Source organism: Marinospirillum sp. (assembly GCF_014859565.1).
The window spans coordinates 1-11,734 of sequence record NZ_JACUUA010000107.1; the positions used below are offsets into that span (position 1 = coordinate 1).

Here is an 11,734-nt window from a genome sequence, read left to right on the forward strand (position 1 = left end):
GCGCATAACCGCGCATAACCGCGCATAACCGCGCATAACTATTTCGCATCAGCCAGCGTGTAAAAGGTACCGCGTCGCTCCCCGTGCGGTACGACCTGACCATCGTCTTTAAGTTTCTTCAGCAACCTTGTTGCCTGATCTTTACTTAAATGGCAAAGCTCCATCACTTCCTGCCGCTGTATCTGACCATGATGTTGCAGGTGTGCGAATACCAGTTGTTCATGTTGCAAACGACTGAAACCCGCTTGGCGGGTATAAGCAACTTTATCACCCTTGGCTTTGTACAAAGCCGCTGAGAGAGTGTAGGTTCTGCCACGGGTTTGGCCGTGTGCTTCAACCAAACCGGCTTCCACAAGCTGCTCAATGGTACGCTTGGCCTGGTTATGGCTCTGTTGAATCAGGTCAGCTAGTTCCTCAGCTCTCAATCGCTTTTGATCGCGCAGCGCAGAAAGCATAATCAGGCTGTTGATGGGTAAATTTCCTTGTTGTCGCTCCTGCTCAACTACCAAGTGGAGAAACACTTCATCAGCAGCAACTGTTGCCAGATTCAGGATCACGTTGTTGTGATCAGTGCGAGTGTAATCCGGTTGCGGACGACCAAAACGCAACATACCACGATAAATTTTATCAACGCCTCTACCTGAGCGCTCTACTATGCCAATGCGTTTCATTATATCGGCCAGCAGTGGGTTTCTGGGGCGTGGCTCTGTGCTCAAGAGGTTGTTGAGGGTGACACCTCCACGAGACCACCAGGATTACTGATTGTCAGGCCTTGGTCATCCAGCCGCACATGTACCGCACCGAGTTTGTGGTAGTCACGATGAACCAGTGCATTGGCAGCCGCCTCACGGAATGCGCTAAGGTCAACTCTGGGAACTGGCACCCTGAACAGACCAATCTGCACCTCATGTTCAGGGTTGTAGGCACGAAAGTTTGTTTCCAGCCATTCCAGCACCTTGAGCAGCGGAAAGCGACGAAACTCGTTAAAGCGTACATCCTCACGTTCCAGCACCTGAAATGCCAGCTCATGTGAGGGCACAAAACATCGTAAGGCAGTTTCACGTCCGATAACCAGCAAGCCTGCAAGGGTAGGTGATTTTTCACCAGTCACTGTGCGGGTAGTAAAACCCAATGCAGCGTCCAGTTGGTCGTCATCCAGCTCCAGTAGCACACTATCTCCGCCATAAGCTCGCACAGCCTGGCGCAGTCGCTCACGTTCCAGCGGGTCAAAATCCTCCAGAGTTGCACCTGCCACTGGTTGAGCAGATGCATCAGACAAACCAATCCGTGATGTGAAACTGCGGCGATCATGAGGCAGCATAGCTACACATTCCGGGGTGCCATCCTGCTTGATGCGGCGGCGAAGATAATGACCCGATGTAGTAGCCACTTCAGAGTGGGTTGATTTAGGTACTCGGATCAGGGCAACAGGCACTCCATCAAGGTTAATTGATTCCACAATGACCTGTAAGGCAGGTGAAGTACGCGCTGCCACCAGCCCAGTTAATCCTGAGAGGTTGCTGTGGGATGGATGCAAACCTGTTGGGGCGCCATTATCTTCAACACCTAACCACAGCTCACCACCTTCTGTGTTAGCCAGACACACTAAAGCCTGCACCAGATCATCATCTGACAAACGCTTGCGATCACTTTTGAATTCAACCGTGAGCGATTCAGCAGGTGGAAGTGGAATGTGTTGTGGAGTCTTGCTCATTTGGTAATCCTCTGGGCTACTGTTAAGGATTCCTTGATAACTGAATCCTGCCCTGGCTCTTTGTATTTAAAGACATTTTTCTGGGAGGCGTTCTGCTTAGCGGTCTGGAACAGTTCGGCAATTAAATAAAAACACCCCGGATTCTAGCAAGAATTCCGGGGTGGTGTTGGTGCTTTACTCTTGTCGCTTTTGGTGGTTATTCCTGTCCGCCGGAGATAACTACCCGTATGGCATCCATACGCAGTTCGGCTGCATTCAGCATCTGATCCAGTTGTTGCCGCAGCTGGCTGAGGTGGCTGATTTCTTCCTGCCGGATGGATGGGTTTTTCTGGCTCAATGCGGTCAGTCGGGCAATTTCCGGGTCGAGCAGTTCACGCATCTGTACCTGTGCGGTTTCCAGTAAAGAAGGCAGGCGTGCCTGTGCCAGTTCTTCGGCCTTGTCCATAAGCTGGCGTAATTGCTCCTGACGGACTTTGACGACTTCTCGCGCCAGGCTTTTTTTCATTTTGAACAGCTGGCGTGATAAGCCCTTAAACCCTACCTTGCCGGATAAATCATTACCCTGCCCATCCAGCAGCAGTCGCAGGTTTTGCTGGGGCAGGTGGCGTTTGATGCCAAGGTCTTCACTGCGCGGGGTATCCAGGCAGAAGAACACCTCCAGCAGCAGGGTTCCGGCAGGCAGTGCCGGGTTTTTTAACAGTGCTACGGTGGCATTACCCTGTACCGTGGTGGTGGCGGCTTCCAGGCAGTTACGTGTCAGTGGATGTTCCCAGGTTAAAAAGTGCAGGTCATCCCGTGCCAGTGCCTTGTCGCGCAGGAAGGTGCCGGAGCTGCCTTCTTCCATATCAAAGTGCACATCATTAAAAACGGCGGTATCGGATTCCTGTCCGGGTTTCAGATACCAGGTGTGGGCATCCAGGTCTTCGTTCTGTATGCGGTAAACATCCAGTGCAATTTCCAGATACTGGCGTAATTCCTTGTCCATTTCATCATCAGCCAGCTGCTCGACCAGTTGGGCGCTGATTTCCGGGCGGTGCGAGGCCAGTTCCAGCAGGCGATGACGACCGGCTTCCAGTTCGGTTTCAGCCGCCAGACGCGCTGCCACCACTTCCGGTAGCAGGTCTTCTGCATCCAGCACACCTTCCAGCAGGTTATGCAGGGGTTCATGAAACTGCTGCCATAAGGTGGCACCCACCGGACGCGGTGCACTGAACTGATCCAGCCCCTGATCACACCAGGCCAACCAGGCTTCTTGTGGTGTTTGTTGCAGGTAAGGCACATGGATTTCGACGATCTGCTGCTGACCAATACGATCCAACCGGCCAATACGTTGTTCCAGCAAATCTGGGTGGGCGGGTAGATCAAACAGCACCAGGTGATGTGCAAACTGGAAGTTACGGCCTTCACTGCCAATTTCTGAACAGATCAGCAGGGGTGCACCATCCTCTTCATCAGCAAACCAGGCAGCGGCTCTATCCCGCTCAATCAACGGCATGTCTTCATGGAATACAGCGGCCAGCAGACCGGATTTGCGGCGCAGGGCTTCACTCAGTTCCAGCGCAGTATCAGCGTGAGCACAGATCAATAGCACTTTTTCATCCCGCAGTTCGGCCAGTTTTTCCAGCAGCCAATCCACGCGCGGATCAAAACTCCACCAATCACCTTCTTCGCGGTTTTGCACCGCGTAGAGACGCTCCGGGTAGAGTCCGGCATAAGGCCAGCTGTGCCCCGTTAGTGCAGCGGCCATAATCTGTTTGTGGGGTTCGTCGTACTGGGACAGTACCTCCAGATAAACCTGCGGGCAGTCCAGTGCAGTGGTGTGCAGTCGACGCTCGGGGAAACCCGGTACACTGCTGCGTCGGTTGCGGAACAGTACCCGACCGGTGCCATAACGATCCAGCAGTTGCTCAATCAATTGCTGACGAGCGGATTCCACCTGTTCATCACTGCTTTGTGGATGTTCCAGTAGCTCCAGCAGCGCCAAGCTGTCACTGCTCAGTCGCTGCATCAGTTGCTGGCGATCCTGTGGTTCCAAGGGTTCCTTGGCTTCCAGTCTTGCAATGGCAGCGGCACAGAGGCGGTAACCCTCTTCTTCAGCCAGAAAACCTTCCAGGCTGGGATAACGTGCCGGATCCAGCAACTGCAACTGGGCAAAAAAGCCTGCTTCGCCGGATTGTTCGGGAGTGGCGGTTAACAGCAGCAGGCCGGGGGTTTGGGCAGAAAGCTGGCGCACACATTCATATTCCGCACTGGCTGCATCGGGTGACCAGCCCAGATGGTGAGCTTCATCCACAATCAACAAATCCCAGTCTTCCGCCAGAGCTAACGGCAGGGCTTTGGCATCGTCCGTCATCCAGTTCAGGCTGGCCAGGGCAATGCTGGCATCTGCAAAAGGTGCTTCTGTTGCAGCGGCGCGATCTGCATCCACCAGTGTGACGGGCAAACCAAAACGCCGCAGCAATTCCACCAGCCATTGGTGACACAGGCTGCCGGGCACCAGGATCAAGGCACGGCGGGCGCGGCCGGTGATCAGCTGTTGATGCAGGATCAAGCCGGCTTCTATGGTTTTACCCAGCCCGACTTCATCCGCCAGCAATACCCGTGGTGCCAAGCGTTGCCCTACTTCATGGGCAATATACAGCTGATGGGGAATCAGCCCTACTCTGGGGCCGCGCAGGCCACGCAGGGGATCTTTGGCAAGGCGTGTTTGTGCCTGACGACTGAGGGCACGCAGCATAAATTCGTTGTTGCGATCCAACTGGCCGGTGAGCAGGCGCTCTCTGGGCCCCTGAAAACTGATTCTGGCATCCAGCTGGGTTTCTGGTACTTCCACCGGCTCACCATCAGGGTTTTCACCCAGATAAACCAGCAAACCATCCAGCTCCTTGGTGTCTTCCACCTTCATGCTCCAGCCGTCCTGATGGCTCAGGGTGTCGCCTTCGTTGAACATCACCCGTGTTAGTGGCGCGGTACTGGTGGAGTAGACACGGGTTTCACCACTATCAGGAAACAGCAGGGTTACACTGCGGCGATCACATTGCAGGATAGTACCCAGCCCCAGCTCAACTTCAGCATCACTGATCCAGCGTTGGCCGGGAGTAAAAGAAGGGTGTGCGCGGGATGTGACAGGCATCAGGGGAACTCCAGCAGGTGGCTTGCTCGAAAAAGGGCGCTATCTTAGCGGATTAAGCAAGCCAGCCCAAGGGAAGATCTGGAGTTTTGGTGGTTAAAGTTTTACACGAGGCAGGGATATAAGCGGATGACTGCGCAGCAGGCGCATAGTATTCAGTCGTGGCGTCAGTCTTGTTGCTGCCAGATGTACATGAGCCGATTATGCTTTATATTCGGGTTCAACAGCCAACATCCAAGACGCCCGCCCTGAAAATCAGGATAATGGCGGCCATTTCTACCTGATCACCCTCATTCTTTCACTCGGTACAATCCCCATGGAAATCAAGGTTAATTTTCTCGACAACTTACGACTGGAAGCCAAGTTTGACGATTTTACTGTCATTGCTGACCAGCCGATCCGTTACAAGGGGGATGGTTCCGCGCCGGGTCCTTTTGATTATTTTCTGGCGTCTTCTGCTTTGTGTGCCGCCTATTTTGTAAAGCTTTACTGCAATACGCGGGATATTCCTACCGACAATATCCGCCTGTCACAAAACAATATTGTTGATCCTGAAAATCGTTACAACCAGATTTTTAAAATTCAGGTGGAGTTGCCGGAGGAGCTTTCTGATAAGGATCGTCAGGGTATTTTGCGTTCGATAGAACGCTGCACGGTTAAAAAAGTGGTGCAAACCGGCCCGGAGTTTCAGATTGAAGTGGTGAAAAGCCTTGATGAAGATACTCAAGCACTACTGATGGGTACAGGGCAGGGTGAATCCAGCACCTGGATTGAAGGCAAAGATCTACCGCTGGAAGACACCATCAGCAACCTGTCCGGTCTGCTCTCAAAACTTGGCATGAAGATCGAAATTGCCTCCTGGCGCAACATCGTGCCGCATGTCTGGTCGCTGCACATTCGTGATGCTGCTTCACCCATGTGTTTCACCAACGGCAAGGGTGCGACCAAAGAAGCTGCACTCTGCTCCGCATTGGGTGAGTTCATTGAACGTCTGAACTGCAACTTCTTTTATAACGATCAGTTTTTTGGTGAAGAAATCGCCAACAGTGATTTTGTACACTACCCGAATGAAAAGTGGTTTAAACCCGGCTCCAAAGATCAAATACCCAAAGGCCTGCTGGATGCGCATTGTCTGGCGATCTACAATCCGGAAAAAGAGCTGTGCGCCTCTCATTTGATCGACACCAATTCCGGTCGGGTGGATCGTGGTATCTGTGCACTGCCTTTTGTGCGCCAGTCTGATGGTGAAACAGTTTATTTCCCCTCCAATCTGATTGAAAACCTGTTCCTCAGCAATGGCATGAGTGCCGGTAACACCCTAGCGGAAGCTCAGGTGCAGTGCTTGTCTGAGATCTTCGAGCGGGCAGTGAAAAAACAGATTATCGAAGAAGAAATGGCGCTGCCGGATGTACCTGAATCCGTGTTACAGCAATATCCTGGCATTGTTGAAGGCATTCAAGCGCTGGAAGCTCAGGGTTTTCCGGTACTGGTCAAGGATGCCTCGCTCGGTGGTCAGTTCCCGGTGGCTTGTGTCACCCTGATGAATCCACGCACTGGCGGTGTATTTGCTTCTTTTGGTGCTCACCCCAGTTTCCATATTGCCATTGAGCGCAGCCTGACAGAACTCTTGCAGGGTCGCAGTTTTGAAGGGCTGAATGATTTACCACCCCCCACTTTCAGTGGGCTGGCTGTTACTGAACCGAATAACTTTGTGGAACACTTCATTGATTCAACTGGTGTGGTGTCCTGGCGCTTTTTCAGCAGCAAGTCGGATTATGACTTCTGCCACTGGGACTTCTCTGGTGGTGGAGAGGCGGGCAGCAATGAGGAAGAAGCAGCCACCCTGTTTGGCATTCTTGATGAGCTGGAGCTGGAAAGTTACATGGCGGTTTATAACGAGCTGGGTGCTCCTGCCTGCCGGATTCTGGTGCCGGGTTATTCTGAAATCTACCCGGTGGATGACCTGATCTGGGACAACACCAACAAGGCGCTGGATTACCGTGAAGACATTCTCAACCTGCATCGGCTGGATGATGACCAGCTGGCGGATCTGGTTGAACGCCTGGAAGAAAGCCAGTTGGATGATTACACCGACATCAACACCCTGATTGGTATTGAGTTTGATGACAACACGCCCTGGGGGCAGCTCACCATCCTTGAGTTAAAACTGCTGATCAATCTGGCACTGCAACAACACGAAGAAGCACTGGAGCGAGTCGAAACCTTCCTGCAGTACAATAACAATACTGTTGAGCGTGGGTTATTTTACCGTGCAGTGAATGCTGTGCTGGAAATCACGCTGGATGAAGAGCTGGAATTGGAGGATTTTCTGCCCAACCTTAAACGCATGTTTAGTGAAGAAACCATGACGGCGGTAGTCGGCTCGGTACAGGGTGAAGTGCGCTTTTATGGCTTAACACCCACCAGCATGCAGCTGGAGGGGCTGGACAGGCACCAGCGCCTGATCACCAGCTACAAAAAACTCCATGCGGCACGGGCGGCACAGGCAAACTTATAGCCCGTGCTTCTGCTACACTGCTGTAAAACACTGTCCGGGTAAGGGTATGAACTTCAGCGTATCAAAGACACTGGTAACATCTAGGCTTCGGGAAGTTTTGAGTCGTTTCCCTGCCATTCAGGTGGCAGCACTGTTTGGATCAATAGCACGGGGTACTGAACGTGCAGACAGTGATATAGATGTTGCCGTGCAAGCTGACAAACCGTTAAGTGTTGAGCTGCGCATGGCCATTACGGAGGCTCTTGCTCTGGCATTCAACCGCCCTGTTGATCTGATCGATCTGCGTACTGCTGGGCAGCCCTTACTGGGGCAGATTGTCGGCAGTGGTATTCAGGTGGTAGGCAGCAAGCACCAGTGGGGCGATCTGGTTTATCGAAATATCATGGAACATGAAGACTTTATACCCTATCAAAAACGCATTCTTGAAGGACGGCGACACGCATGGATGAATCCCTCGTAGCTCAGAAACTGGAGTCATTACGGCGTTGCATCCAGCGGGTCGAGTCTCGTTTGCCCAGTGATCTGGAAACACTGCTGAATGACTTGGATACTCAGGACATCATTTCTCTCAACCTGACCCGTGCTGTGCAGCTGTGTGTTGACCTGGCCGCACACTGGCTGGCTGAACACGCTGAATCAACCGCTCCAAAAACCATGGGGCAAGCCTTTGAAGCCCTTGCTGATGCCGGTGTCATCGACCAGCAACTGGCGATCCGAATGAAAAAGTCAGTCGGCTTCAGGAACGTCATGGTCCACAACTATGATGATGTGAACTGGGAGATTGTTTTTGTCATCTGCAACAAACACCTGAAAGACTTCACCGATTTTGCCCGGGTGTTTGCATCACATTTGTCTTAATTCATCCGCCATTCATTCCCGTTGCCGCAATGAAAGGGTGGCAAGAAAACACCCGGAATTATTTTATGCAAACCCCGCCAATCGGCGGGGTTTGTGTACACCGGAAAAGGGTTCGGTTTATAACCCTTGAAACTCGAAGGGTTCCGACTCCACAAAAGCATTCAGTGCATGACCGGCATAAACCTGACCCGCATCCAGTGATAATTTTTTCACCGGTGCACCAGCAGAAAAATCCACCTGCTTCAAATCAACCCAAAGGGTGTTGGGTGTTAAAACACTTTCAAAGTAATAAACTCGGTTTTTCTGATCAGCCACAACACGCCACTGAGTGCTGGAAATGTGCGGCTGACCTTCGGTAGAGATACCATAAGGAACAGACACATTCCTGATCACACTGAAAACACTGGCAACAGCAATCCGTGGGTCGGAAGTCTGCGGGATGGCATCAATGTAATAAGAAGCTCTGACAAACCGATCCGGTGCCCGATTAGAACCGGGAAGGAAGGTGGTGCCCGGTATGTTTTCCCAGTAACCCTTGATGGCCAGCTGCTGCTCAAATACTGGATCATTGGTCATCACTCGATACTTGGGTGAGTGGTGGATAACCAGCTTTCCATTCACATACTCAAAGATTGCACTGTCACCGGAAGCATCAGAGAGTGACAGGTGAACCGTAGTGAATTTATCGGTGCCGGGAATAAAGTCCGTCACCACAACAAAGCTCTCCTTGCTGAGCGCCTTTACTGCTTCTGCAACACTGGCAAAGTTATCCAGAGCATATTGGCAACCAGGCCTTTTTCGTTCATGCCATCCGGTGAGGCGATATCCCATGAGCTGGCAACCAGACTGCCATAACGTGAAGTCCAGGTCAGTGAGTTGTCACCGACCTGTCCGCTGCGTTTCATGCCTCGTGGAAAAATCCAGAGGTTTGCAGGGATATCAATGGAAAAATCCATGGTTCGGCCCGTCATCACGGTTTGATCCGGCCCGATGTACACAACTCTGGTGCAGGCAAAGCTATTAACAGCAAAAAACAAGCTCAGCAGAAGCAACGCTCCGGCACAGGCACTGGTAAAACGCTTCATAGGATCTCCTTGTGTTATGAATCTATCGCCTTGTCATTTCGACAAAAACCTTTTTATATCACCTTAAGTTACAATGCAATCAATGCATCCTCGGCTTTAACACTTAAAGCCTGCACGGTAAAAAGCAATAAAGAGGTTTGCGACTTGTCTCAGGATACGGGAAAATAATGCCCTTGTTTTCACACTCAGTGGAGTTTTTCCCTGTTGAACAAACCTCGGATTGCCATTAACGGTTATGGTCGCATTGGTCAGTGCATTCTGCGCGCCTGGGCTGAACGGGAAGATTGTCGTGGTCTGGATCTGGTGGCGCTGAATGAACTTTCGGATCTGGATACCTTAGCTTACCTGACCCGTTACGACACCATTCATGGTCGTTTCCCCGGACAGGTGGAAGCGCATGATGGCCAGTTGTGGATCAACGGCCAGGCCATCCGTGTATTGTGCAGTGAAACCCCGGAAGGCCTGCCCTGGGGTGAACTGGGCATTGATCTGCTGCTGGAATGCACCGGCAGTTTTAAGGATCGCGCCACCGCAGAACGCCATCTGGCTGCCGGAGCAAAACGCCTGTTATTTTCCCATCCGGCTGAGGCCGATGTGGATGCCACCCTGGTCAAAGGTGTGAACCTTGAGCAACTCAGTGCTGAGATGCGAATCATCTCGGCGGCCTCCTGTACCACCAACTGCGTGACACCCCTGCTTAAACTGCTGGATGAAACCTTTGGTATTGAACACGGCACCACTACCACCATTCACTCTGCCATGAATGACCAGCCGGTGAGTGATGCCTACCACAAGAACAACCTGCGCCTGACCCGCTCCGCTATGGCTTCCATCATTCCGGTGGAAACCAGTCTGGCGCGTGGCATTAATCGCCTGCTGCCTCATCTGGAAGGACGCATGGAGTGCCTGCACCTGCGGGTACCCACCCTGAATGTTTCCGCCATGGATCTGACCCTGTGTCTGCAACGGGATACCAGTGTGGCGGAGATCAATCAACTGCTTCGTACCGCCAGTAATGGTGCACTGCGCGGCATTCTGGGTTACACCGAAGAACCCCATGCCTCGGTCGATTTTAACCATGATCCACGCTCGGGTATTGTTGATGCCACCCAGACCCGTGTCTCTGGCAAACGACTGGTTAAACTGCTGTGCTGGTTTGACAACGAATGGGGTTTTGCCAACCGTATGCTGGATATTGCCCTGCACTGGCTGAATACCACGGATTCTAAAAACCATTGATTCCAATATTAACCACTAAAACAAGGATCACCCATGCAAGTCATCAAAATGATCGACCTGGATCTTAAGGGAAAACGTGTATTAATTCGTGAAGACCTGAACGTACCAATAAAAGACGGCAAGGTCACTTCTGATGCCCGCATCCGTGCCAGCCTGCCCACTATTCAGGCCGCAGCAAAAGCCGGTGGCAAGGTGATGCTGATGTCCCATCTGGGTCGCCCGGAAGAAGGTGTTTATGATGAAGCCAGCTCACTCGCTCCTGTAGCAGAGCACCTGTCCACCCTGCTGGGTCAACCGGTGCGTCTGGTGAAAGACTATTTAACTGGCGTGGAAGTGGCTGAAGGTGAAGTGGTGCTGCTGGAAAACGTACGCTTTAATAGCGGCGAAAAGAAAGACAAAGACGACTTATCACAAGCCTATGCCGCCCTGTGTGATGTGTTTGTGATGGATGCTTTTGGTACTGCCCACCGCGCCCAGGCTTCCACCCATGGTGTCGCCCGTTTTGCACCCATTGCCTGTGCCGGCCCGCTGCTGGCTGCTGAGCTGGATGCCCTGCAAAAGGCACTGGCACAACCTGCCAAACCCATGCTGGCGATTGTTGGTGGCTCCAAGGTCTCCACCAAACTGGAAGTGCTCAATGCTCTGTCGGAAAAATGTGACCAGATCATTGTGGGTGGCGGTATTGCCAACACCTTCCTGGCTGCGGCAGGCAAACCAGTAGGCAAATCCCTGTATGAAACCGATCTGCTGGATCAGGCGCGTGCTCTGATGGACAAGGTCAACATCCCGCTGCCTTCTGATGTGGTGGTTGCCAAAGAATTTTCTGAAAATGCCGAAGCCACCATCAAGTCCGTGGATGAAGTGGCTGAAGATGACATGATTCTGGACATAGGCCCGGACTCTGCTGCGGCACTTTCACTGGTGTTAAAAGACGCTGGCACCATCCTCTGGAATGGCCCAGTGGGTGTATTTGAAATCCAGCAGTTCAGCAGTGGCACCGAAGTCTTGTCTCGTGCTATTGCCGCCAGCAAAGCATTTTCCATTGCCGGTGGTGGTGATACCCTTGCAGCCATCGACAAATACGGCATCGCTGAGCAGGTGTCTTACATCTCCACCGGTGGTGGTGCTTTCCTTGAGTACGTGGAAGGCAAGGTACTGCCCGCTGTGGCTGCTCTGGAAGCAGCAGCAAA

The 11,734-nt window shown here is 52.3% G+C and carries 8 protein-coding genes and 1 pseudogene; 5 read left to right on the plus strand and 4 right to left on the minus strand.

Annotated elements, in window-relative coordinates; all coding sequences use genetic code 11:
• Positions 1 to 38: 38 nt before the first annotated feature.
• The 3 genes from IBX50_RS12580 to rapA all read right to left on the minus strand — a co-directional run bounded on the left by IBX50_RS12580 (position 39) and on the right by rapA (position 4,847).
• Entirely contained in the window at positions 39 to 716 is a 678-nt protein-coding gene (locus IBX50_RS12580) for a crosslink repair DNA glycosylase YcaQ family protein (RefSeq protein WP_292256350.1), read from the minus strand.
• Positions 713 to 1,714 (minus strand): RNA-binding domain-containing protein, encoded by a 1,002-nt coding sequence (locus tag IBX50_RS12585; protein ID WP_292256351.1) that lies wholly within the window; start codon positions 1,712 to 1,714, stop codon positions 713 to 715. The genes IBX50_RS12580 and IBX50_RS12585 overlap by 4 nt, the downstream gene beginning before the upstream one ends.
• 196 nt (positions 1,715 to 1,910) lie before the next feature.
• Positions 1,911 to 4,847, minus strand: coding sequence for an RNA polymerase-associated protein RapA (gene rapA / locus IBX50_RS12590; protein ID WP_292256352.1), 2,937 nt, complete (start codon positions 4,845 to 4,847; stop codon positions 1,911 to 1,913).
• 313 nt (positions 4,848 to 5,160) lie between these two features.
• On the opposite strand from rapA, the gene IBX50_RS12595 reads away from it, so the two are divergent.
• From IBX50_RS12595 to IBX50_RS12605, 3 genes are all read left to right on the plus strand, one after another.
• Positions 5,161 to 7,362, plus strand: a complete 2,202-nt coding sequence (locus IBX50_RS12595) for an OsmC domain/YcaO domain-containing protein (RefSeq protein WP_292256353.1) — start codon at positions 5,161 to 5,163, stop codon at positions 7,360 to 7,362.
• A gap of 97 nt (positions 7,363 to 7,459) precedes the next feature.
• Entirely contained in the window at positions 7,460 to 7,822 is a 363-nt protein-coding gene (locus IBX50_RS12600; RefSeq protein ID WP_292256354.1) for a nucleotidyltransferase domain-containing protein, read from the plus strand.
• A complete protein-coding gene (locus tag IBX50_RS12605) occupies positions 7,804 to 8,220 on the plus strand; it encodes a DUF86 domain-containing protein (protein WP_292256355.1) in 417 nt (138 codons plus the stop codon). Before IBX50_RS12600 ends, IBX50_RS12605 begins: the two co-directional genes overlap by 19 nt.
• Before the next feature lie 117 nt (positions 8,221 to 8,337).
• Here the strand turns inward: IBX50_RS12605 and IBX50_RS12610 are convergent.
• Positions 8,338 to 9,305, minus strand: a pseudogene (locus tag IBX50_RS12610) (linear amide C-N hydrolase).
• 204 nt (positions 9,306 to 9,509) lie between these two features.
• Here IBX50_RS12610 and IBX50_RS12615 point away from each other — a divergent pair.
• Positions 9,510 to 10,544, plus strand: a complete 1,035-nt coding sequence (locus IBX50_RS12615; RefSeq protein WP_292256356.1) for a glyceraldehyde 3-phosphate dehydrogenase NAD-binding domain-containing protein — start codon at positions 9,510 to 9,512, stop codon at positions 10,542 to 10,544.
• A 33-nt stretch (positions 10,545 to 10,577) separates the two neighbouring features.
• Positions 10,578 to 11,734 (plus strand): phosphoglycerate kinase (locus tag IBX50_RS12620; RefSeq protein ID WP_292256357.1); only part of this gene is annotated, 1,157 nt, incomplete at its 3' end.

Bases quoted from the DNA above. Each gene is read 5' to 3' on its own strand.
- IBX50_RS12595 (WP_292256353.1), top strand. From the start codon at position 5,161: ATGGAAATCAAGGTTAATTTTCTCGACAACTTACGACTGGAAGCCAAG.
- rapA (WP_292256352.1), bottom strand. From the start codon at position 4,847: ATGCCTGTCACATCCCGCGCACACCCTTCTTTTACTCCCGGCCAACGC.
- IBX50_RS12605 (WP_292256355.1), top strand. From the start codon at position 7,804: ATGGATGAATCCCTCGTAGCTCAGAAACTGGAGTCATTACGGCGTTGC.
- IBX50_RS12585 (WP_292256351.1), bottom strand. From the start codon at position 1,714: ATGAGCAAGACTCCACAACACATTCCACTTCCACCTGCTGAATCGCTC.